Genomic DNA, 21,908 nt, shown 5'->3' with positions numbered 1-21,908 from the left:
CACTGCTTTAGGCGCGGCAGCTTCTCTGCTGCTGGCAACGCTGGCGCAGGCCGCCACTGTCCGCGTGGATGGCCATGAAATCCATTACGAGGTGCATGGCGACCCGGGTTCGGGCGGGGTGTGAACTTCGTTCCGGTTCCCGGACACCGGGGTAAAGTACCCCTGTCCAGGAGAGGAGCATGGAATGGGACAATCGAGACGAACGTTCACAGATGAATTCAAAGCCGCAGCTGTTGGTCGGCTTTATAAGCCTGGTGCCACACAAACCGGCGTGGCCAGGGAGTTGGGTGTGACGAGTTCCCAGCTGAAGACCTGGCGCTTGGAGATCGAAGCGGCAGGATCGATGGCGGCACTGCGCAGGCAACAGGCGGATGCGGCGGAACTGGATCGTCTGCGGAAGGAAAACAAACGCTTGAAGCTGGAAAATGAGATCCTCGAGAAAGCTTCCGCTTTTTTCGCCTCAAGGGCAGCGAAGACATGAACGCGAAACGTGCTTTCGTCGCTGCCCACAAGACTGTTTACCCGATCGCTCAGCTCTGTCGCCTTGTTGGCATTGCGCGCAGCTGGCTTTACAGCTTTGTTCAGTCGCAACCGGCCCGAGATCAGCGGCAAAAGCGGCGTGCCGACCGGGACGCCGAGTTGCTGCCAAAGATCAAAGTGGCGTTTTCTCAAAGCAAAAAACGGTATGGGTCAAAGCGGGTCTACCAGGATCTGAAAGCCGATGGCGAGGAAGTCTCGGAGCGGCGCGTGGCCAGAATAATGCGGGAAAACAATGTCTCACCGTGCCTGCACAAGCGCCGGAAGCCGCGCACTACGGACAGCAATCACTCTCTGAAATCGTCGCCAAATCTGCTGGAGCAAAAGTTCGGTTGTACCGTTCCAAACCGAGTTTGGCTCGCCGACATTACTTACGTCGATACGGACGAAGGATGGCTCTACGTTGCCGCCCTCAAGGACATGGCCACGCGCGAGATTGTCGGTTGGGCAATGGACGATCATCTGCGACCCGAACTGTGCTGTGATGCCCTGAACATGGCCCTGGGGCGCCGTGGACCGGTTCCAGGGCTCAATCATCATTCGGACCGCGGCGTGCAATACGCAGGCGGAGAATACCGCAAATCGCTCGGGGCGGCAGGCATCAAGCAATCCATGAGCCGAACCGGCGAATGCCTGGACAACGCTCCAATGGAAAGTTTCTTCGCATCGCTGAAAAAGGAACTGGTTCATCGGGAGCGCTTCAAAACGCGCGCCCAGGCAAAGGCGGCGATCTTCGAATACATTGAGGTCTTCTACAATCGCCAGCGACGTCATTCCGCCATCGGCTACCAAACCCCCGCGCAAGTATACGAAACCATGACTTGGAAAAGCGCGGCATAGGGTCAATAATTAAACTGTCCGGAAATCGGGACGAACTCCAGTGCCGGTCCTGATGCTGCACGGCGGCATGATGACCTTTGCCTCAAGTTTTGGCGCAATGACCCCTGAGCTGGCGCGGGACCGGCCGGTGATCGGCGTCGAGCAGCAGGGGCATGGCCACACGCCGCTGAATAGCACCCTGATCACGTTGGAAGCCATGCGCCCGCTCACGATGAACTTCGATCGCGACATGATGCCCGGGAATTCTTCCCAGCTGAACTGATCCGGCCTCGGCAAACCGCAATAGCGCCTGAACAGCCCCCGAAGCCGATGCCGCGGGGGGCTTATTGGGTTGGCGGGATGAGGATTTTCTAACGATAGGCATGATTGGTGAAGAAAAAATACGTGCGGTGAAGGTTTTCGGCGGCTGCGATCCCGTTAGCGCCGAGACTGATTTTCAGGCTGAACCATTGCGCCCATCGTCTGTCGATTTGCCTTCTCCGCGTTGAGACCGAAAGGGAATCCTCCCTGCCCTGGATCGGGCTTTAGGGGCCTCCGTTGCGCTCTGAGGCGGTTCAGCCGGTTTTCGGCTGGGCGAAACCAGAATCCAGATGAGATGTGCCACTGAGACAAGGAGGTACATGACACCAGTGGAGATTGCCATCAGAAGAAGAAGACCTCCGGTCGTGCCGGGATTGACCCAGAGGGTGAAGAACAGGCCGAAAACGAAGGCAATGAGAAGTCCGCGGGAAATTTGTGCAAGTCCCATGGCAGCTACCCAGCCCCAATCAGCATAAGGAATGCTTGTCCGTGCTGATCTGACCAATCCCTGATCGTCCGCCGCATGTTCTCAATCGATAATCCATCGCGCAGCAGCTCAGGGTTCGTGGCAATCTTCTGCTGCCAGCTTTGCAGCTGCACCAGGGCCTGCTCGTAGGTGGTGACGCGAGACAGGTCCAGCATCAGAATGAGCTTGCCCTTCTGCCCATATTCATCCGCAGGTATCCAGCCAAACAGATAAGGGCCGCGGCCATCCAGGGTGACGTTCTGGGCCGCGCGCACATTGGAAAGCACTTCACGCGCTTGTCCGTCATCATAGTCGTCGATGGCCTTCGAGCATTTGGCTGACGTCTCAAGCCTGAGAAACTTCCCGTTGAGGGAGGACGCCAGTTTCTTGTCCTTGACCGGCCATACAGTGACAAATTGATCTTCTCGCTGCTGCCGGACTGATGACGTCGCTGGCAGGCTGTTCACATATGCTTGGCAGAGCTTCATGTGCCGGTCGTAATCAAACTCTGAGGCCAATGCCGGGAAGGCAAGGAAGCCATACCCTCTGAAGCGGGATGGAGGAAACTGCCCGGGGCCCGCGAAGACCCGGGTCGGCACAGGAGCGGCCTCGTGGATGACTACCGCCACAGCAGCAACGGTCGCAGGACCACTCATGCTACCATCTGCCTCTCTCGCAGCGCGTACTATTGCTTCGACCTCTGTGGAGAGTGGATAACCGGAAGACGGGACGCCCTTTACAGAGCGGTACGCATTGAGCGCTTGTGATGTCCGAAGCCCGAAGATCCCGTCCGCGGGGCCTGCGTCATACCCCAATGCGTTGAGACTCTCCTGCAAGTCGCGCATCGTTCGGCGGTGAATGCAGGGACTATCGGGCGCTGCACCGCAGGGACGACTGCTATAAGCGTAAGCAACACTCCCGGCGGATGGCCTGGGGGGAATTAAGTAATTCGGCCTTTCCTTCGGTCTTCCAGCTGCTCCGTGATTTACATTCACTTGAGCTCTGACGGTCGGCGCTGTCACAATCAGCAATGCTGCCAGGAATGCCGCGCAATTTGACCGGATGCGAACTTCAATTTTGCTGAACATGATCACCTGCCAAAAGGTTTCTCACCCTGATGAACATCTGATCTGCGGAGCGAAATGAAGTGATACAGAAGCCACCAAATAACCTACACGTAAAAAGAGTGCCTGAGGCGTCTTGCAAAATCAAGCTTGGCGGCCTTCGGCGCCCCCGCAGGCTATTCAATGGGGCACCGAAAATAATCGCGCCTGAGAGGTTCATTCTAAGTGTCAGCGCGTGAGCGGCCTTTTACCAATCATTGAGCGTTCAGCCTTTCGGCGGCATCATGGGGAGCGACGCGCAGAACGGTCAGCACCCGCCGCTTTCTGTCACGGGTATCCCAGTGGAGGGAAGCCCCTTCGGACAAACCAATCAGAGCGACCCCGATCGGCGTCAGGATCGAAATCCGGCCCCGCTCGATATCGGCATTCTCTGGAAAGACCGGGGTTACGGTCTTTTCCTGACCGGTTGTCTCATCCCGGAAGGTGACCGGGCGATCAATCGCCACGACATTCGCCGGGGGTTTTGCCCCGGCACAATCCGGGCGCGGCCGATCTCCTCAAGAAGCCGGTCTGCGAGGTCCGGATCCCGCGGGATCGCGCCCTCCGCAAGTGCTTCGAGCCGGTCCAGGCAGTCTGCTGCGATGACGACCTTGGGGCGGCGGGCTGTGCCGCGCGAGGCGGGTCTTTTTTTAGTCATGGGATACTCCTATGCTTCTGCCTTTCGATGGCATTGGTGCATTTCTTTGGGGGTGGCCGGCTTCCTGCTGCGGCTAGGCGCGTGGAGGCATCAGGCCGGGCCGCGGTCCGGTGCCGGGCCTACGTCCAGAACGACGATCGTCTCGATCTGGCCGTCATCCCGCAGGAGCGGCACCTTCTGCATCTTCCGCATGCCGACCAGGGTTGCGCCAAGCAGTGATGCGATGAGGATCCGCCCGGGGGCGGGCGCCGGGCTCATCGAGAGCACACCCGAGCGCGCACCCCCGCCGCTGATCATGTAAGTCACATAGCAACCGGCCACGACCAGCTCCGGCGGGGCGGGCCACGGCGCGCCGCGCGAGATCCGCAGCTTGTGGCGCAGAAGCCCGTTCAGAAGCGCGGGGCTGGGCGCATTCCGGGTTCCGCGGCGGTGAATAAGGCGCTCAATGCCAAACCGGTCCTCGACAGTAAGCAGGAAACCGGTCTCCACAGCGGAGCGCTCAAACAGCGATCGGAAGTCACTGCCCGCAGGCAGTTGGGTACTCTTGGCGAATGTCATGATGCGTCTCCCAGGGCAATAAAGCCTGCAGTCTCATTTCAAGGATATGAGAAGCCCCGGGTGGTCGAGAACGCGCCTATGCGCAGACCGCCCGGGGAACCGGGCGGTTCAGAAGAAGAAACCGGAATGGGTCTACGCTCTTAACCATAGGGAGAGCCTAGCCGCCGGGCGCGAACTGTCAATCGCAATAGTCTGGCAAAGCCGCCGCCGTGGCCGAATTTCGTGCCGCCGCTGAAGGTCTACTCAGCCGGTTCCTTTGCGCCATGCGTGCCAGTTGCAACACCGAGGCGTCGCTTCAGGAAAAACTTCGCCAGAGCCATCGCCGCGCCGCTGGGAAGAATCCGGAAGATACCGCCTCGGAACCTTCCTCGATGACCCTTGACTTGAACTCGCCGAATAGAGAAGCGGAAATCAACACATCGCCATGTGGATCCACCTGTTTACTGAAGCTCTGATTGCCACTTGCCCCTGTAGTCACGGCCAACCGCAAGGCAGATACGGTTGGCTGTGACCACAAGGTTTTCGGGGATCATGGTCCACCCGATACGGTTGCCCGACCGGAAAGAGCGTTTTTCTTTTCTTCTACGCGGCGTCCAGTTCCTGCGCGGGCCCGAAAAACTCGTAGAAGATACGGTTCTCGTCAACACCAGCCGCCTTAAGACCATTCACAGCCATCGCCATAAAACCCTTTGGACCACATATGTAGTATTCAGCCCGGTCTGTGCTGGTGTTCCGGGCCAGCCACTCCGGAGTGATGCGGCCTTCCACATCGAAGTTCGCTGCTGCCCGGTCTTCGGCACTGGGATCCTCAAAAAATGTGACACAACGGCGGGACAGGGACCTGGCCATATCCGGCATGATGTGATGCCTGCTGTTTTGTGTGGCATGCAGGTAGGTCGCAGAGCGATTGTTTGCGGCCAGATCCTCAAGCATGGAAATCATCGGCGTCAGCCCGACACCGGCCGACAGCAGGACAACCTCGGCCTCCAGTCCACTCTTCAGGAAAAACTCTCCGGCTGGTGCGGCAGCGTTGATCACGGTGCCTTCGACCGCCTGCTCATGCAGCCAGGTGCTTGCCAGGCCTCCCTGCTCTCGCTTTACCGTGATCCGGTAGAATTCATTCGATGGTCCCGAGGAAATCGAATAGTTGCGGCGCAGCTTGCCTGCTCCGGGCACCTCCAGATCGAAGGACAGGTATTGCCCCGGCTTGTGCTTCGATACGGGCTTGCCATCGGCGGGCTTCAGGATGAATGACATGACGTCAGCACTCTCCTGGATACGTCTGTCGATCCGGAATTCCCGCCAGCCCCGCCAGCCGCCCTCAGCCGCTGCGGTTTCCTGATAAAGCTGCTCTTCGCGGCCGATCAGGATATTGGCCAGGAACCAATATGCTTCGCCCCAGGCGCGGATCACCTCCCCGGTTGCAGCTTCCTTGAGAACCGCTTCGATGGCGCCCAGCAGGGCGCTGGCGACATGGTCGTAATGGCGGGGTTCGATTTGCAGGCCCACATGCTTGTTTGCAATACGCTCCACCGCTGCGGCCATCACCGGGAGGTTTTCAATGTTCTGGGCGTAGGCCAGGATTGCGTTGGTCAATGCTGCGTGCTGCGGGGAGTCACCGTTCTGGTGGGACTGGTTGAATAGCGTGCGGATTTCGGGATCGGCCAGCAGCCTGTTATACATCTCCGCTACAATCCCGCACCCATGCAGCGCCAGCGCCGGAACAGTTCCCTTTACGGTGTCGATGGTGGTTTGGCTGAGTGGCTGTGCCATTGCACGCTCCTGATTGGTCGGTTGGCAGACCTGCGGTCTGCATCATGAATTTCACCGCCTGAAACATTCAGACTATTTGAATGTATGACTGCAGGATTGAAAAATGCAACCCATATGAATATTAAAAGCGTGATCGGAGCCCCATATGAAGCTGAACCTCACAACTGACTACGCGTTGAGAATTCTTATTTTTCTGGCGTCCAAGCCTGAAGAGCTGCACTCAATTGAGACATTGAGCCGCATCTACCGTCTGCCGCACAGCTCTTTGATGAAGATCGTCAGCGAGCTGGTCCGGAAGGGCTACGTCACAAGCGTTCGCGGCCGCTACGGCGGCATCAAGCTTGGACAGGCAGCCAGCGAAATCAATGTGGGGCAAGTCGTACGGATCATGGAAGAAAGCTTCGAAGTTGCCAATTGCGCAGAATGTGTGATCCAGCCTCAATGCGGGCTCCGAGGAGCCTTTGCCGAAGCGGTCAATGCGTTTCTGAGCGTCCTCGACCGCAGTACAGTCGCCGATCTGATCAGGAACAAAGCGGATCTGGTTCCGTTGCTGACTTTGACAGAGGCGGCAGAAAATTCGTGAACCTGCAAGAGAACCCAAACTGGGTACAGGCAACGGCCAGGGGAATAACAGCGCGCCAATTGCAGTCGCCCCTGCTTGGGCACCTATAGAGACCTTCCTGTGCTCTGCAGAGATCAGGCTGGATATTGCGATGCCGTCGCCGTTCGGCCTGCCAACTGCAAGACACACCCCGTCATTGAGAAGGTAATCAAGGACGAAACGAGGCCGACCAAGTCTTCTTTCTGCCTGGGGTTCCGGAAAACCGTGGCTTCCAGCAAAAGCGCCATGAATGCTGCGATGCTGGAAGAAGATTCTTGCGCCGCACCGTGCGCCACCGCAGCGTTGCCGGGCGAGAATGCGTTTTCAAATTGCCTGTTTTGTGTGCAGTTTACCGGCGGGTGATTCATTTCCGGGCAGGCGGAGCCATGCAGCTGAAGTCAAATCTCTTGCGCCATCTCTCTCCGGCCCTGCCGCCAGCACAGATGCGGGAAACCCTGCGCGCTGCGGCGGGCGCCGCCGCCGGGATCGTTGTTTGCGCTTTGTTAGCGCTTGTCTTACCGGAAATCGCAGGGCTTTCGATGCACCTGCTAGCCCCCTTGGGCGCTTCCGCGGTTTTGATCTACGCCGTCCCAAATTCCCCGCTGGCGCAGCCCTGGTCGGCAATTTGCGGCAATGTTGTTTCCGCCGTGGCCGCGGTTGCAGTCTTGCAAGCCGTGCCTATGCCTTGGGGACCGGCATTGGCTGTGGCCGCAGCGATCTTGGCTATGATGATTGCGCGGGCCTTGCATCCTCCGGGCGGGGCAATTGCCTTGCTGGCGGCACTGGACCCGGTGCCGGTCCTTGATGCAGGCTATGCCTACGCGGTCGTCCCTGTTGGCCTTTTGACGGCGGCTTTAGTCTTGACGGGTGTTCTGTTCAACCGGGCCACAGGCCGTAAGTACCCGTTCCGCCAATCCGTAGAAACGCCTGTGCAGCCGCAAGAAATCCGCTTGGGTCTCAGCAATGACGAACTGGAGGAATTGCTGGCGCGCTTCCATCAATCCACCAACATCGGCGCGGCAGATCTGGGGCGGTTGCTTGCCGCCGCTGAGAAGGAAGCCGCGCAGCACCGGTTTGATGGAGTAACCTGCGGCAGCATCATGACACAGGACCTGATCACTGTGACGCCCGATATGCCAGCAGCGCAGATTGCACAGTTGTTCCGCCGCCATTCCGTCAAGAGTCTACCCGTCGTGGACGCCAACGAAAGCTTCGTGGGGCTCATCCTGCAAAGTGATCTGATTGATGCGCTGCTACGGGTCGGCGGCCTAAAGTTCCGCCCGCTGCGCCAAGGCAAACTGAAAGCGAAGCATGTGATGCAGCCGCCCGTCGGAAGTGTCCCGCATGACCTGCCGGTCGGCACTCTTCTGAACCGCCTTTCGCAGCATGGAGTGCAAACCGTACCGGTAACGAAGGATGGCCGCCTGGCAGGCATTCTCACGCGCACTGACATTATCGGTCTGCTTCTGAGAGGCGCGCAGAACCGATTGGCCGCATAAGTTAGTAGCCGGAGTAGGGGCGCTTGGAGACGCCCAGGCTGCCCCTTCGGCGTAAGGCAGATTACTGCCGCTCAGCTTACGCTAGTGCTGGGTGCAGTTAAAGGCGGCGCATCCTGGACCAGCCACTCGCGCCCGTTGCGGTATCTTGACGGATCGAGCCCGTTGCTGACTTCGGGGTTTGGCGCTGGCCCTTCACTGTGCGCAGCTAGACTTTCCTGTATGGGCCAATAATTGTCAGGCGCTTTCTCCCCGGAACATGAAAGAGAGGAGCCCACATGTTTGATCACATGTTTGTCGTGACCGGCGGACCAGGTTCCGGCAAGAGCAGTCTAATCGACGCTTTGAGATGCAGAGGAATTGAGACTATGCCCAAAGCTGGGCGAGCCATAATTCGGGATCAGGTCCAGAGTGGTGGCACGGCCTTGCCTTGGGAGGACCGGGCGATGTTTGCCGAACTCATGCTGACCCGGGACTTGCAATCATGGCAGGAAGCTTCAGCTCTGGAGGGGCCGGTCATGATGGATCGGGGGATTGCCGATGTGTTTGGCTACCTGACGCTGTGTGGCCTCCCTATCCCGGCTCATATCGAAGCAGCTGCCAAAGCATATCGGTACAACAGAAAGGTTTTCATCGCTCCCTATTGGGATGCCATCTTTGGGCAGGACGCCGAACGTAAGCAGAACCAAGAAGAAGCCAAGGCAACAGGTAAGGTCATGGCAGAAACTTACGCTCGGTTCGGCTACGAGCTTGTAGAGCTTCCACAGGTAACGGTTGAAGAACGCGCCGATTTCGTCATGGACTGCCTGAAAGCTGAATGACCGCTACATCCGCATTGCGCGAGACCGTGACCCGCATGGCAAATGGCAGCCGAAGATCTCGCCGGTTGCCTTCCTCCAGCCCTTCCTGCCTAACTTAGAATGTGGTCGCAGACGAGACCGCTACCGCTTGTACGGATGCTGGCGGCGTCTCCGCTTCGCCCTGCCCCGGTATTTTCCATTTGATTGGCGTGCCTGCCATCCGGCCGGCTGTCTGAACACGGGTTGGCCCCCAGGCCACCGAAGAGGCCCAAACAAAACTGCAATTGCTTGGAGAGTCCGAAATCGAGAAACTGCGGGAAAACGAGGCATCAGTTCAAACGGCGATCCTGCGCGACCTGGAGCGTGGAGGGATGGAAAGCGAACCGGTCGCTGAGGCGGGGATCGAGCGATGATGACTTTCCTGATACGGCCAGATACCGGCCAGTTTCTCTATGCCATGCCGTGCCATTCGCGTGGCATGGCGTGGCACAGCCCTGCCACGGGTCATTTTGGGGCCTCTGGACCCCTAAAAAATATGGCTTCACAAGGTTCCGACACACCTGAATTGCCAAAATGACAATTTTGGCAATCAAATCAGCGCTTTGCGCTGATTGCAGCTTGCTGCGTGAGGTGTGGTACAAATCTGAGGCCCCTGGGCCGAAACCGGCGTTCCAAGGCACCCGGTAAGCCATTCAACTGACTGGCTTTCCCGCCTGCGGAACGGGCCGCGGCGGCGGTTTTCCTTCCTGAATTATGCTGCTTCCCCGCTTTTCCTGGCCGCTTCCCGGGAAACTGCGTGGAATTTTTCCTGAAGCAGAGAAGGAAGATAGCCATGCGTAAATCCGCTCTGAACAGCACCAGTACCCGTCCAGTTTCCCAACGGTCAGAGACCGTTCAATGGGACACCGAGGTTCCCAGGCTCGGCCTCCGGCAGCGCGGCGCTACAAGCTCCTGGATCGTGCAGTGGCGTGCCGATGGCAGGACCCGGAAGCAGACACTCGGGCGGGTCGATGCGATCCCCCTGCCCCAGGCCCGCGAGCTGGCCCGCACGCTGCTCGACGGCGTGGAAGCAGGGGCAGCTCCGGACGCCGCCCCGACGGTGGCCGCCTTCAGCCGCCGCTACCTCAAGGATCTCGCCCCGAGCTGGAAACCGGCCACGCATCGCGCCCATGCACACGACGTCGAGCACCTCATCCTCCCCTACCTGGGCAGCAAGCGGCTTAATCAGGTGACCCGGGCAGATTTGGTTTCCTGGAAAGACGGGTTGCCCGGCAGTGCCGCCAGCGGCAACCGGGCATTGGCCGTTTTGTCCGGGATGATGCGCCACGCGGAACTGCTTGGCCTGCAGCCGCCCGGCAGCAACCCTTGCAAGGGGCTGAGGCGCCGCAAGACAAGCTTCACGGCCACTTACCTCTCCGAGGCACAGTGGGCGCGGCTGGGAACTGCTCTGCGGCGGCTGGAGGAAACCCACCCGCGTGAGGCCGGGTGCTTCCGCTTTCTCGCCCTCACCGGCTGCCGCAAGGGGGAAGCGCTTGCATTGCGGTGGGACATGATCGACGGCCCGCGCTGCGCTCTGCCAGATGCCAAGTCCGGACCGCGCGCGATCTGGCTCGGGCGTCCCGCAAAACGGGTCCTGGCCTCCTTTCCGCGCAGCAACCTGTACGTGTTCGGTGAGGGCAAGGATCCAATGCCGGACCACCGGATTGACAGAGTTTGGCGCAAGTTCCGGCAAAGCGCAAAACTCGATGGGATCCGCCTGCATGATCTGCGTCACAGCTTTGCATCCGTTGGCGTCAACGCCGGGCTGGATCTTCGCGTGACCGGCGGGCTGCTGGGCCATTCCGATCTCGCAACCTCCGAAGGTTACGCCCATCTCGAAGACCGCACCATCAAGGCCGCGAGCCAGCGCGTTGGCACCCATCTGGAAAAGATCGTCAAGGTTCCGGCCTCGGGGCGCGGAGCCGGCCGTTCTCTTTACCAGCGCTTCTGCAGATCGTCCCTCTCCATCGACGCCTTCTGTGCTGAAAACGGGATCGACCCTGCCACCTTCCGGAAGGGGCTGGTCGCATGGAGGCGCACGAGCCAGAACCGGAGGGCAGGCGCATGAAGACCGCCACCCTTCTCACCCCGCTGATCCTGTCATCTCTCAAGCCGCGCAAGAAGGAATACGTGCTTCATGACGCGCAATGCGAAGGCCTGGCCCTGCGGGTCCAGCCCGGTGGCGCCAAGTCCTGGGTCTGCTGGCAGCGGGACGCCGGGAAGACCCGGCGTGTCACCTTGGGGCGTTTTGAGGACATGGACATCTGCGAAGCGCGCGAAGCCTTCCATGCGCACAGGGGCACAGGACAACGGCCCGCCGCCCCGGAGCAGCGCAACACCCTCACCTTCTCGGCGCTCTGCACGTCCTTCCTGGAGGCCAAGCGCGGGGTCTATGCCAATTCCACGCTTTCATCTCTGGGTTACTATCTGGACACGCAGCTTTTGCCCGCTTTTGGCCGAAGCAGAATTGCTCGGATCACAACGCCCGACATCGCCGAATGGTTCTATGCCTATTCCCGCTCGCGGCCGGGCGGGGCAAACCAGGCGCTTGGTCACTTTACGACAATTCTGAACTGGGCCCGGGAGGCAGACCACCTCCCCGCAGACTTCCCCAACCCGGCCGCGCCTCTGCGTTTCAACCGGCGCTTGGCGCGCGGGCGCATGCTGAGCAGCGACCAGCTCCGGCGGCTGGCGGCCGTGCTGAACTCCGCAACCTCCAGGCAAAGGGACGCTGCGGACGCAATTTGGCTGATGCTGCTGACCGGCTGCCGCTCCGGCGAAATCCTGCGGTTAAGGTGGAATGAGGTCCAGAAAGACAAGCTTGCCCTCCGGCGCACCAAGACGGGACCGCGCGAAGTCAACTTGAGCGATGCTGCTATACAGCACCTCGACCGGTTGCGTAAACAGCGCCGGTCCAGTTACGTGTTCCCTGCTCAGCGGACCAAGAAGCCGCATCGCACATCAGTCGATTATGCTTGGCAAACGTTTAAGAACCTGGCTGATTTGCCCGCCGACATCCGTTTGCACGATCTCCGCCACACCTATGCCTCCCACGCCATCATGTCGGGTGAAACCCTTCACATGACCGGCAAGCTGCTTGGCCACAGGTCACCAGAAAGTACCGAGCGTTACGCGCACCTCGATGCAAGTTACTTGGCAAAGGCTGCGGACAAAGTAGCAAGGAAAGTCGACGCATTGTTAGGCGGTTAGTGGTACGAAGCGGTGTAGCTCAGGCGTGCTGAGAAACGAACGTGGGCTACCTGCTTCGCTGTCGCAGCATGCAGGCCCAACCCAAAACGGCCGTAGACAAGGGGTGTCGCGCCAAAGATGCTGCCGGCACCAAATTCCTTGGTCACATCCCCGGAAACGGACCCTCGGCAGGCCAAGCTGCCTCATATGATGCTGCCAGTTGCACCGGTGGCAGCGGTGCGCAGACAGCGACCTTTGCAAAGTTTTCCTATCTGGCAACCGAATGGCGGCCCGATGCAGCGTGTGCGCTGGAAAGAGCACATCAACGGAAACCGCTGTCGGTTCACATACGGGGCATCCAGAACGTGCTGCTAGCTTGAGGGCAGATCTTCACAATATGCTGAACTAGTTGTTACTTCCTGAGTCTCCCACCGTTGTGCGGACATCATCTTGCTCAATCGCTTGCTTTGTGACTTCAGAAGTTTTCCACGAACTCAGCGCTCCGATAGCCAAAGGGGTAAAATAAATCAGGCCAGCAGCGACTAGAGAGGCCGTGACTCCAAGGATGAAACCAATCGTATGTTGTCGCACAACGTTCTGAGGGGCGGTGACCTCTCGAAGTGTATCTTGGTCTGCCTCAATTAGTTTGCGAAGGCTTGCGAGCTTGCTATCTGCGCTCTCCTTCGACTCAAGTGTCCGTGAAAGTTCAGACATAACACGCTGGTGTTCTTGCCTGCCTTCTTCTATTTCGTCACGAAGTTCATCAACTGCGGTCACAGTGTCGTAGAGAGCATCCCGGGCATCATCCAACCGTTTCAAACGCTTATCAAGCGCCTCACGCTGCAACTCCTTGGGAACCGGCAAGCCAACGGCTTCAACAATTAGCCGAAAAACATCTTGACCGATTTCTCCATAAATACCGCTGATCTTGGCAAAAACTCGCAATATCTCTCGCGATCTCTTATTCTCACGCAATGCCAGCTCCTCTCAATCGAATAAATATGTATCGCAGCAATTACTATGGGTGAAGGTATAGGTGGGCAATAGGTCTATCCTCGTCTCTGCTTCAAAGTGGACATTAGCTGCCACGACCCATTTCACAGAACATTGCTGCTTCGTCCTGCTCGGGTAGACTGCCGCATCATGGAGTGCGAGAACACGCCGTTGATCGTCAGGTTTCGGAGCGAAGCCTTGAAATTTTGCACGCCCAGCAGCTCAGATTCAACGTCGCTGAAGGGCTGCGACCGGCGTGCTGCGCCAGCGAAGGGTTGCATCCAGGCAGTGACGGCAGAGGGCTCATTGCCGCCATACGGCAGTACAGCACTGAGAAACCAGCACCAGCCTGCCCCAGGCCAGTTGTGATCGGCTCAAGCCAGCCCTAAGCGGCCGTAGACAAGGGGTGCCGCGCCAAGGATGCTGCCGGTGCGAAAGTCTATGGTCAGTTTCCCAGAAGCGGACCCTCGGCTGAGCCAAGCTACCTCACGGGATACTGCGGGTTGCACCAGGGGCAGCGAAGCGCAGGAAGCCGCCGCTGCAAAGTTGCGAACCGTCTTCGCCCTTCGAAACCTGATCGGCCCTTTGCGGACATTCGTCACAACCCGCTACCGCACTGCAGCGGTCGCCAGAGCGGCCATTGGCAACTGGGTGCAGCATTTTATCCCAAGCAATGCTTCCGCGGGACCTTGCTGCCATTCGCCGCTGTTGCAGCCTGGGCTTAATGGTGAAGGCTGCGGAGCATTCCCAGCAGCCTTCAGCCTTGTAATCTTTGGTTATTCGATAGATTTATCTGCCCTCTGGCTGGCGTAGGCTTTGAGCATCATTTCCGTATACTCAACGGTACTGGAGGTGTGCTCCCCCAACCCCGGCCAAGCAAAAGGCAACTCCCGCAAGCAAAGTTCCTGCTCGACCCTTATTCCGAGAAGAGCCGCCACTGCCAGAGCGGATACTGGTTCCTTGTGCTCCGGCCAAAGATCTTCATCAAAGGTGATCCAGACATCATTGTCTTCATGAATGTTGATATCTGCAAATAGGGCACCCAAACGCTCGCTTGCGTTTGAAGCGTCTTCAACAAGTGCGCTTCGGATCAATAGCGTTATTCTTTCGGGATCGAGCTCCAATTTTAGCCGTGTATCTGCAACATCAACCACCAGGTCAGGTCTCCCTTGAATGTCTATGTCCTCAAGTGGCTTGGCTCCAGAATCTCCATCTTCTAGCCACCAAGCATTCTCGTGGATATCGAGGGGAGACGCGTCACAACTTGGGCAATGCCAAAGGCTCTTCGCAATCTGTTTGCCGGTCATCGATGAGTCACAATGTAGGCAGTACCATTTTTTCGACTCAGCACCGCTTATCGGATGGCGGACGACACCTTCTTTGTCTGGTTTTGTAGACCGTCTCGGCCAATCTGATGCAATACCGGCACGAACCTGCTCCGCACGTTTGAGTGCAATCCTTAGTGCATGATGCTGAAATTGCGTTTCGTAAACGGGTGCCTCATGTTCGATCTGCTTAGCGATCTCAAGGCGAGGTGCCTTGTTCGGTGCTTCCGGCACGTGTAGGTGCCATCCCGTCCCGCACATATGAACATCGCCCAATGAAACTGAGATCTGGTATTCATGCCCTTTGATTTTGCCGTGTTGAAGATCCTCCTCGAAAATCGAATTTGCGATGTAAGATCCCTGTTTAGGTCGGCCTGTTTCATTTCCAGGAAGTAAGCCTATGAGTAGGCTTTCAATGCTCGACAGTTGCGTCTGCGTTGGGTTCCAACCTGTTCTGTGCGCCTTCGTGACGTCATTCCAATGTGGGAACCCTAGCTTCCCGGCAACAAAGTCGCGTGCTTCGTGTAGGGGAACCTGTTGCGCTCGTGCGTAGCGCTTTGACAGTTCTTTCAGCTTCTTCAGTGAGTATGTCGGTTTCATGATCCATATCCGAACTGGATCCGAAAAGGTGCCCGCTGCTTATCAGACCCTGCCAACGGCATGGTATCCAAAAAAAATCGAAATCGCGTTGCTTTGCTTCGCATGGCGGGCACACCGGCCTACGCGTTAGGCCAACCATACTATCCGACGACAACTGAAGAAGGTCAAGCGGCCCTATCCTGCCGTTGGCCAGGATGGTCATCGCTGCTGTGCAGCTTCCCCAAAACGGCCATCGGCGGCATCGTGCAGCATGATCCGGCAGGCCAAGGCCTGCCAAGCAGGCAGAGTTTTCGGCCAGTCAAGAACAGAGCAACTTCTCAAATAGTTGCTGCCCTCTATGAGCCAATTTAGGCACTCGCTATCAATACATTATTGAACTGGTTAAGCTCGTAGCGACCAAGTGGCGTCATTAAAGGAGCGCGAAGTTGGTAATATCGGATGAGGACAGTGCAAGAGCGTGGCTGAAGACCCAACCGCATCCGGCACTGGTTGCGTTCTCGGCACGTGCTGCGTTGCGAGTTCTTCCAAGGTTGGGAGATGAAAGCAAAAATGAGATCCTCAAGCTTTTGTGGCGTGTTTTCCGTTCCATGATAATCTCCACCGTTGCAGCGGCGGAGGTTTTGGATAAAGAAGAAGATTTCCTGAATTCTGCCTTCTATTCAACGGCAGCGGATACGTGGTCAGCATTCGCTGACGCGGTGTTTTCAGCACATTATTCCACCCTTGGCGAGGGCAACCCGGAAATCGCAGCTGGTGTGTTGAGTTCATCTGTGCTGTTGCGAGCTGCAGGCTACGATGACGACGCGGACGCAGAGACCGTGGATTGGAGCGAACTCGCTTACCGCCAGGCAAACAGTGACGCCAAATTCCTTGAGAATAATCATCCCGCACAGCTGTTTGATCAACCTCTTTGGTCGCGCGTGCCTATGCCGCTAGCCTTGGCAAACAGCTATGACAAGTTGACAGCGTACCATTCGAGCAAAAGCGAGGATTGGGGGGATTTCCTTGCTTTCTTTCTCGAGTGGTACTCCGGATTGGTGGACGGGCAACCGTTGCCTTGGGAACTACAACGGCGGGTGGCTCTGATTGACCAAGCAATCTGGGAAACCGGGCACGAGGCTATAGCCAAGGAAATCGAGAAAATCCGTGCCAAATTTAACCTTGAAAAGCGCGTTGAAGAGCTCGAGGCCGAACTGCGACGCGCGTCTCTCAACCGGCACGGCATTGGTGGAAACATGCCGCCCGAACTGCTCCACGATGCGCCTGTAGCGCAGGAACTGGGCATCGTCCGGCAGCCAGTGCAAGACCTCAAAGTTGAAATCGCCAAAGACCATCCTGACCCCAAACGCCTTCAAGAGATCATCGAGGCGCTGGCCACAGCATTAAATAAGGGCTTCGCTTGGTGTCTGAGAAAAGGCGATCTGATCGTCGATACCACGATTAAGTGGGCGATCCCTACGATGGGAACGGGCTACCTCGCGCTCAACCCAGAGAAACTCGAAGCGGTGATAGAGGCCGTGAAGAAATTGCTTGGCGTCCTATAATGTCAGACTAACAGGTGTGCCAATCACCGGTCTTGTCCAGGCGTGCCGTTGGCTCCCGACCCTGACCGGACATTCGTCACAACCCGACGCCGCACTGCAGTGGTAGCCAGAACGGCCATGGGCAACCGAGTGCAGCATTCAGTGCTTCGGCGCGGCATTCCGTTGGACAGTGCTGCACTATTCACTAAATCGGACCTTGGATGATCCTGAGGCGCATCACTTCTGTCGACGCTGACATCCTTCTATACTTTGTTTATCGGTCTAATCATGTAAGAGCTTAGGGCGAGACAGAGAGAAACTGTTTCGACGCCTTTCAACAATTTTGGCGGAGATATTTTTGGTACTGTGAAGACGTTCTTCGCATGTATATCTTTCCATCGACCACGAACCCGTCAATCTTGTGCTCCAAAGTGTATGCAGAAAGATCAGACATCGTGTTAATGAAGCCCTTGGTCTTGAAATTCAATGAAGTGTTACACAACACCCCATAGCCTGTTAGATCTTTGAATGCCGTCAACAACTCGTGCAATCTAGGGTTGCTCACTTCCGATACAGTTTGAATACGCGCAGTCCGATTGACGTGAGTCACCGCCGAAAGCTCATTCGTTGAAGCGCGGTAAGTGTAAAGCATAAATGGGCTTGGCTGATTGCAGCCAAACCATTTTTTTGCATCGTCTTCCAAGCATACGGGAGCTATTGGCCGAAACTGCTCCCGCTGTTTTATCACATTCAGCCGTTCTCTGGTGCTGGCTCTGAAAGGCGCTGCCAAAATGGATCTATTGCCAAGGGCGCGCGGTCCAATTTCGTAGCGACCGCTGACCCACCCAAGGATCATATCGTTTGCCAGCAGTGTGGCAACCGTCCCGATATTCGGCTCCAATACGTCAAACTCGGCGCTATCCACACATTCATCAGACTGAAAATGTTGTCCAGAGTATACGCTCCACTCAATCTTTGGTTCGCCAGTGAGGTGGAACTGTGCGTCAATGGCTGTGCCAATCGCCGAACCCGAGTCGTTGGCGACCGGCGGGACGAACACCTCGCTAAACAGTCCTGAATCTTTCCAATTGGTGTTCCAATCGCAATTAAGACCACAACCTCCTACAACTAACAAGGGCATTTCCCTCTTGAGATTGGCTTCTGCGAACTGGGCAAAACGGTTGAAAAGCCGACCACTAAAGATTCCAGCAAAGTTTCGAAATTCTTGATCATCCAGCCCCACATTGTAGTGACACAACTCCTTCAGGGCCTCGCAATCGCTGGGTTTCAAGTGCTCGCAATCTTGCAACAAGAACGACGCAATTTTTTCTTCCTCGCTAGAAGCTTGACCTCTTTTCGAAAACGAAGCGAGTGCCATCAGTTTTCCAGCGTCGGATAGTCGGGAGTATTCAGCGACACTCATGTCGAAAGTTGGGTCCGCCAATGCGTAAAGCAACGCATATCGATGGCCTGGTTCTGGCAGCACTTCCGCTATCTTCTTTATTTTGAGTTCGGCATCGATTTCGTAGAAGGCCGCAATGACACCTTCCCAAAGCAACACATAACAGGGAGTGCCTTTCGGCAGGTCCGACATGCCAAACGCGCAAAGAAGATGCGATCTCTCGTGGGACGATGAAAAGAAATCTATGGCCTTTCCCAGAAAGCGCCTTTTACTCACGTTGACCGTGGCGAAATCGTTGTCACGGTAACCTGCAACGACCTCCCCAACTCGCGGAATGTCACCAGGCCACCAGCCACCTTGGCAGAGAACGTCTGGAATTGTTTCAAGTTCAGCAATGACTTGGAAGGCATCGGGTACAGATATCGCTGAGTGCCGGTAACTGGAGTTTTTTTCGGCTTCGATGGAGAATATTAAACGACCATCCTTGATATACGAGAATGCGCCGTCGTGGCCAGGATTGTAAGAAAGAATCTTCATTTTGAAGCTCCACAATTGACTGGCTTACCAGATCCCATAGAGGTTTTGACTTCTTGTGCAATTGGTAGCTGGTCGTAACTCTGTACTCGGATTGAATGAATGTAGGCCTTAGCTGGAAGCCGACGAGCGGACAGCCGCCCAGCAAGTTGATAGGAGCGAGAAGGCCAAGCATTTAAATGCAGTTTCATGGGCAAATGCGGAATAGGGGTTGGATTCCAAAGCACGCGTCGGTGGACTAGCGCGTCATCGACCAACCATCTGATCTCGTGCGGCGTCCATTCGATTGCATATTGATGCATTCCCTTTGACGCGTCGAATCCCAGTTCGATGTACATTGGAGATCCCCGGTAACCGTAGTCGAACTGTGCGCCCTGGTTGCCTGGGTTGTAAAAGACATTGACAATTAGACGATTGGGCGCATTCCCGGGTATTTCAATGTCTATTTCCTGATGTGGCGAATTTCGGTGAAGAAAGAACCCTGTGACTACCCCAGGCACGCTAGAAGCTTGAAGTGTTGCTTCAAACCGTCCGTAAGAGAAATCGGCATGGCTGGTTACGGCACCTGCACTGAATTTCCGAACACCCAACTCTTCCCGCTGGACATGTAGCGAAACGCCCTCGAAATCATATTTCTTTACATTTTCGGGACGGAAAAGCGCCGCGTTCCCGGTAAAGGTATCTGATCGCTTGGACCAAAACTTCGAGTCGAACGGACCTGGGACGTCGCAAGAATTCAAATACCTTCCTGCTGCCACATCGCTCGGCGGCTCGATTCGAATTCCTGACCAAGAGTGATAATCAGCTTCAACTACCCAGGGAGAACGATCCCACTTGGGTAATGCGCGTTCTTTGCCCAAGGTTAGTTCCGTGCGTTCATCGGCGACGGGTCTTTGTCCCAAATCTTCCAAACTTGGGAATGAGCAAAATGGTGGAACGCACCTAAGGTGCTCACAAAGAACTCGCCATGCAGTGATACTTTCAGTATCAAGTGTGATAACATCCGCACCCTCAAGACAGTCCAAAATATCTTGAAGCGTTGGGCCAGCAGAACTTCCGGGAGACGCAGTTAAGATGAACTTGGCGTTGGGATATTTGCTGCGAAGGTCCTCAATCATGGGTTCGAGGCACCCCACATTGACGTACGCATTAAAAACCCGATCTGAACTTCCTTCGCTAAGCTGATTTAATTCCTCTGTCGGGAGCATGTCGAGATCGCTACAGCATCGGTAACCAAGCATTGACAAAGCCATAGCCAGAGACGATTGGCCAGAGTTGGGTGGGCCAAAAGAAAAAACAGGCTGTCGCGTTGGTCTGGAATTGAATAGCGCCGCGCCTTCACTGTCTATAGCACCAATCGTAGTGAGGGCTGGAAGAATAGAGTAAGAGTTGGTGGAGAAAGAGTCTGTTCTTTGACGAACAATGGGGCACCTTGTCGCATAAACATTCAACTCACTGAACTTCTGGTTGATCCACAGATCAACCGGACCACGACACGGCAGCAAGCGGAGAAGCTTCTTCGCTCCTTGCCGTGAAAGGACGTAACCAGACAAGTACCATAGTCCGCGCTCTGGCCTGAATACACTATTCGAAACGAAATTCTTTGGAGCACCGTTCGTTGCCTCCATGTATGAAACATAAAGTAGGTCTAAGGCACCAAAGCTATCGCTATTATCCGCAATATCCTTCCAAGCTTTATCGAGATGACGGGCGAAGCTTGGGTGAAACCAAACGTCGTCTTCGAGAATAAGAGCATATTCCTGCGAGCCGTTCGCAATTTTCCTCCAAATCTCTATGTGTGACCTTGCAACGGCAACTTCAGCCCGGCTCATTCGGATTGGCTCATCAAGCTCAAACCGTGTTGGAAGCGTCTGAGGTTGAGGCTCGACAAAAAGTTGATCTGCCAATGTGTAAAAGGGATCAACAGCCGCGCTCTTGGGAGGGTCCTGCAAGAAACTCCTCGCATCCACGGCTGGGTGTCTTTCCGAAAGAGCTAGAAGGTCACCGCCAAACGTATCCCGAACCCGCCTAAGCTCCGTTCTAACGCGAGCCCAACGGTCTGGTTCTCGGTCAAGATTGATTACGTAAACCTTTTCGATCGTTTCCGCCGATAAGCATTGCTGGCGCCCGAATGCTCTTGATTTTTGCCTCGGAAGAATGCTGCGAAAGCCATGTCCCATCCGAACGGCCAAACGATGAACGGCAAAACGCGTGCGGTTGAGGTTCATAGCTCGGCTGTAGTATGTGGTTCTACAAAGGCTTGCTGATTGGACAACCTCCAATTTCTCGAGTCGTTGCGATAGCTAAGTGGCCACTGGCTTGTGGATGTTAGATCCCAATCATGCGCAACCATGAGCGCGTCGGACGGACAACCTTCACTTATTACCTCAAAGATTGATCGTGTGAGGTTTCCCGGCCCAGTTGTAGCTTGAACTTCTGGCAAACCATTGGATTTGTCTGCTTCCAAAGAGGCGGTGGCGTTAAAGAGAGCCCTTTCAACGATGGGATGATTTCGTGGTGCTATAAGGGGCGTCGTATTGAAGTAGAATATCCACTCCAGTCGATCAGCTCCGTGTTCAGTAAACACTTTTGCAGGCACCATCTGAGCCGTTGCCACATCGTAACAGAACGGCTGCAGCTTCAAACGTCCATCTTCAAAAAGTTTGCCAATAGGCGTGCCGTGGTAGACGTCGTCCGCATCAATGTAAAACCCACCCTCGACGAGTACATATGAGTAGCGAAAGTAGTCCGACATCATCGAAGGATGATAGCACTGCTTGAACGCTCTTTCAAAACGCGCACCCAGACGATTTCGGATAAAAGTGCTCGCAGAGTGTTTATCGAATACCTCTATTGTAAAACCTTCTCGTTCAAGCTGCCTCCAAGAGTTCATGCAGGCTTCAACGTCTCCAGGTAGCCGTTGCAAGTCGTCCCAAAATTGTACGATGTGCTTTGGTGTCGGGCCGGGCCACACCGACGAAGCGTTCGGTGGTTCTTTCCGCTGCTGCACCAAGTCGCGCACAAAGTTGGAGCGTGCTCGCTCATCGGGCTCAAGTGGATCAGGTCCAACAGTATGGTTCACGCTTATTTCTCTTGCTTGTAGATTTTCTCAATTCAAGCTCCTCAAGTGAGCTTGGCAGCTGTTCTCACACTGCCTTTTGACAAGGGTGT

At 56.1% G+C, this 21,908-nt stretch carries 19 protein-coding genes and 2 pseudogenes; 10 read left to right on the top strand and 11 right to left on the bottom strand.

Features of this window, described 5'->3' with window-relative positions; translation table 11 throughout:
* Positions 1 to 184 precede the first annotated feature (184 nt).
* The 3 genes from KUV26_RS21495 to KUV26_RS21485 are packed head-to-tail and all read left to right on the top strand — an operon-like array spanning position 185 to position 1,639.
* Positions 185 to 481 (top strand): transposase, encoded by a 297-nt coding sequence (locus KUV26_RS21495; RefSeq protein ID WP_024096632.1) that lies wholly within the window; start codon positions 185 to 187, stop codon positions 479 to 481.
* Complete coding sequence (locus tag KUV26_RS21490) at positions 478 to 1,377, top strand: IS3 family transposase (protein ID WP_222509938.1); 900 nt, start codon at positions 478 to 480, stop codon at positions 1,375 to 1,377. Before KUV26_RS21495 ends, KUV26_RS21490 begins: the two co-directional genes overlap by 4 nt.
* A 40-nt stretch (positions 1,378 to 1,417) precedes the next feature.
* The gene (locus KUV26_RS21485) at positions 1,418 to 1,639 is read left to right on the top strand and encodes an alpha/beta fold hydrolase (protein WP_222509937.1); all 222 of its coding nucleotides are present in this window, start codon (positions 1,418 to 1,420) and stop codon (positions 1,637 to 1,639) included.
* A 491-nt stretch (positions 1,640 to 2,130) separates the two neighbouring features.
* Here the strand turns inward: KUV26_RS21485 and KUV26_RS21480 are convergent, their stop codons facing one another.
* From KUV26_RS21480 to KUV26_RS21470, 4 genes and pseudogenes are all read right to left on the bottom strand, one after another.
* Complete coding sequence (locus tag KUV26_RS21480; protein ID WP_261400045.1) at positions 2,131 to 2,799, bottom strand: hypothetical protein; 669 nt, start codon at positions 2,797 to 2,799, stop codon at positions 2,131 to 2,133.
* Positions 2,800 to 2,868: 69 nt separating this feature from the next.
* A pseudogene (locus KUV26_RS23880) lies at positions 2,869 to 2,988 on the bottom strand (peptidoglycan-binding domain-containing protein); the annotation flags it as partial.
* Positions 2,989 to 3,461: 473 nt separating this feature from the next.
* A pseudogene (gene rnk, locus KUV26_RS21475) lies at positions 3,462 to 3,904 on the bottom strand (nucleoside diphosphate kinase regulator).
* A 90-nt stretch (positions 3,905 to 3,994) separates the two neighbouring features.
* On the bottom strand, positions 3,995 to 4,462 hold the full coding sequence (locus KUV26_RS21470; protein ID WP_222509935.1) for a hypothetical protein: 468 nt from the start codon (positions 4,460 to 4,462) through the stop codon (positions 3,995 to 3,997).
* A gap of 209 nt (positions 4,463 to 4,671) precedes the next feature.
* Between KUV26_RS21470 and KUV26_RS21465 the strand changes: the two genes are divergently transcribed.
* The gene (locus tag KUV26_RS21465; RefSeq protein ID WP_222509934.1) at positions 4,672 to 4,917 is read left to right on the top strand and encodes a hypothetical protein; all 246 of its coding nucleotides are present in this window, start codon (positions 4,672 to 4,674) and stop codon (positions 4,915 to 4,917) included.
* Positions 4,918 to 5,044: 127 nt separating this feature from the next.
* Here the strand turns inward: KUV26_RS21465 and hmpA are convergent, their stop codons facing one another.
* Positions 5,045 to 6,235 (bottom strand): NO-inducible flavohemoprotein, encoded by a 1,191-nt coding sequence (hmpA, locus tag KUV26_RS21460; protein ID WP_222509933.1) that lies wholly within the window; start codon positions 6,233 to 6,235, stop codon positions 5,045 to 5,047.
* Between the two features lie 145 nt (positions 6,236 to 6,380).
* Here hmpA and KUV26_RS21455 point away from each other — a divergent pair, with 145 nt between their 5' ends.
* Positions 6,381 to 6,818 (top strand): RrF2 family transcriptional regulator, encoded by a 438-nt coding sequence (locus KUV26_RS21455; protein ID WP_222509932.1) that lies wholly within the window; start codon positions 6,381 to 6,383, stop codon positions 6,816 to 6,818.
* A gap of 113 nt (positions 6,819 to 6,931) precedes the next feature.
* Here the strand turns inward: KUV26_RS21455 and KUV26_RS21450 are convergent, their stop codons facing one another.
* Positions 6,932 to 7,204: a hypothetical protein gene (locus KUV26_RS21450; protein ID WP_222509946.1), complete on the bottom strand. Its 273-nt coding sequence runs from the start codon at positions 7,202 to 7,204 to the stop codon at positions 6,932 to 6,934.
* A gap of 75 nt (positions 7,205 to 7,279) precedes the next feature.
* Between KUV26_RS21450 and KUV26_RS21445 the strand changes: the two genes are divergently transcribed.
* The 4 genes from KUV26_RS21445 (at position 7,280) to KUV26_RS21430 (ending at position 12,381) form a co-directional block, all read left to right on the top strand.
* A complete protein-coding gene (locus tag KUV26_RS21445; RefSeq protein ID WP_261400042.1) occupies positions 7,280 to 8,335 on the top strand; it encodes an HPP family protein in 1,056 nt (351 codons plus the stop codon).
* A gap of 275 nt (positions 8,336 to 8,610) precedes the next feature.
* Positions 8,611 to 9,153, top strand: a complete 543-nt coding sequence (locus tag KUV26_RS21440; protein WP_222509931.1) for an AAA family ATPase — start codon at positions 8,611 to 8,613, stop codon at positions 9,151 to 9,153.
* A 775-nt stretch (positions 9,154 to 9,928) separates the two neighbouring features.
* On the top strand, positions 9,929 to 11,239 hold the full coding sequence (locus tag KUV26_RS21435) for a tyrosine-type recombinase/integrase (protein WP_222509930.1): 1,311 nt from the start codon (positions 9,929 to 9,931) through the stop codon (positions 11,237 to 11,239).
* Positions 11,236 to 12,381 carry a site-specific integrase gene (locus KUV26_RS21430; RefSeq protein ID WP_222509929.1) on the top strand — a complete coding sequence of 382 codons (1,146 nt, stop codon included), beginning with the start codon at positions 11,236 to 11,238 and terminating at the stop codon, positions 12,379 to 12,381. The genes KUV26_RS21435 and KUV26_RS21430 overlap by 4 nt, the downstream gene beginning before the upstream one ends.
* Before the next feature lie 384 nt (positions 12,382 to 12,765).
* On the opposite strand, the gene KUV26_RS21425 is transcribed toward KUV26_RS21430, so the two are convergent.
* On the bottom strand, positions 12,766 to 13,335 hold the full coding sequence (locus tag KUV26_RS21425) for a hypothetical protein (protein ID WP_222509928.1): 570 nt from the start codon (positions 13,333 to 13,335) through the stop codon (positions 12,766 to 12,768).
* A gap of 794 nt (positions 13,336 to 14,129) precedes the next feature.
* Entirely contained in the window at positions 14,130 to 15,278 is a 1,149-nt protein-coding gene (locus KUV26_RS21420) for a hypothetical protein (RefSeq protein ID WP_222509927.1), read from the bottom strand.
* Between the two features lie 425 nt (positions 15,279 to 15,703).
* Here KUV26_RS21420 and KUV26_RS21415 point away from each other — a divergent pair, with 425 nt between their 5' ends.
* A complete protein-coding gene (locus KUV26_RS21415; protein ID WP_222509926.1) occupies positions 15,704 to 16,822 on the top strand; it encodes a hypothetical protein in 1,119 nt (372 codons plus the stop codon).
* 313 nt (positions 16,823 to 17,135) lie between these two features.
* On the opposite strand, the gene KUV26_RS21410 is transcribed toward KUV26_RS21415, so the two are convergent.
* The 3 genes from KUV26_RS21410 to KUV26_RS21400 are packed head-to-tail and all read right to left on the bottom strand — an operon-like array spanning position 17,136 to position 21,819.
* Complete coding sequence (locus tag KUV26_RS21410) at positions 17,136 to 18,740, bottom strand: carbamoyltransferase C-terminal domain-containing protein (RefSeq protein WP_222509925.1); 1,605 nt, start codon at positions 18,738 to 18,740, stop codon at positions 17,136 to 17,138.
* Complete coding sequence (locus KUV26_RS21405) at positions 18,737 to 20,965, bottom strand: family 16 glycosylhydrolase (protein ID WP_222509924.1); 2,229 nt, start codon at positions 20,963 to 20,965, stop codon at positions 18,737 to 18,739. The genes KUV26_RS21410 and KUV26_RS21405 overlap by 4 nt, the downstream gene beginning before the upstream one ends.
* A complete protein-coding gene (locus KUV26_RS21400; RefSeq protein WP_222509923.1) occupies positions 20,962 to 21,819 on the bottom strand; it encodes a glycosyltransferase family 32 protein in 858 nt (285 codons plus the stop codon). Before KUV26_RS21400 ends, KUV26_RS21405 begins: the two co-directional genes overlap by 4 nt.
* Positions 21,820 to 21,908: the final 89 nt, after the last annotated feature.

It is taken from the genome of Leisingera daeponensis (assembly GCF_019801465.1).
Lineage (GTDB): Bacteria > Pseudomonadota > Alphaproteobacteria > Rhodobacterales > Rhodobacteraceae > Leisingera > Leisingera daeponensis_A.
This window is presented reverse-complemented; position numbering and strand designations above follow the sequence as displayed.

Bases quoted from the DNA above. Each gene is read 5' to 3' on its own strand.
- KUV26_RS21480 (WP_261400045.1), bottom strand. From the start codon at position 2,799: ATGAGTGGTCCTGCGACCGTTGCTGCTGTGGCGGTAGTCATCCACGAG.
- KUV26_RS21440 (WP_222509931.1), top strand. From the start codon at position 8,611: ATGTTTGATCACATGTTTGTCGTGACCGGCGGACCAGGTTCCGGCAAG.
- hmpA (WP_222509933.1), bottom strand. From the start codon at position 6,235: ATGGCACAGCCACTCAGCCAAACCACCATCGACACCGTAAAGGGAACT.
- KUV26_RS21495 (WP_024096632.1), top strand. From the start codon at position 185: ATGGGACAATCGAGACGAACGTTCACAGATGAATTCAAAGCCGCAGCT.
- KUV26_RS21405 (WP_222509924.1), bottom strand. From the start codon at position 20,965: ATGAACCTCAACCGCACGCGTTTTGCCGTTCATCGTTTGGCCGTTCGG.
- KUV26_RS21455 (WP_222509932.1), top strand. From the start codon at position 6,381: ATGAAGCTGAACCTCACAACTGACTACGCGTTGAGAATTCTTATTTTT.
- KUV26_RS21490 (WP_222509938.1), top strand. From the start codon at position 478: ATGAACGCGAAACGTGCTTTCGTCGCTGCCCACAAGACTGTTTACCCG.
- KUV26_RS21410 (WP_222509925.1), bottom strand. From the start codon at position 18,740: ATGAAGATTCTTTCTTACAATCCTGGCCACGACGGCGCATTCTCGTAT.
- KUV26_RS21420 (WP_222509927.1), bottom strand. From the start codon at position 15,278: ATGAAACCGACATACTCACTGAAGAAGCTGAAAGAACTGTCAAAGCGC.
- KUV26_RS21470 (WP_222509935.1), bottom strand. From the start codon at position 4,462: ATGACATTCGCCAAGAGTACCCAACTGCCTGCGGGCAGTGACTTCCGA.
- KUV26_RS21450 (WP_222509946.1), bottom strand. From the start codon at position 7,204: ATGAATCACCCGCCGGTAAACTGCACACAAAACAGGCAATTTGAAAAC.
- KUV26_RS21445 (WP_261400042.1), top strand. From the start codon at position 7,280: ATGCGGGAAACCCTGCGCGCTGCGGCGGGCGCCGCCGCCGGGATCGTT.
- KUV26_RS21430 (WP_222509929.1), top strand. From the start codon at position 11,236: ATGAAGACCGCCACCCTTCTCACCCCGCTGATCCTGTCATCTCTCAAG.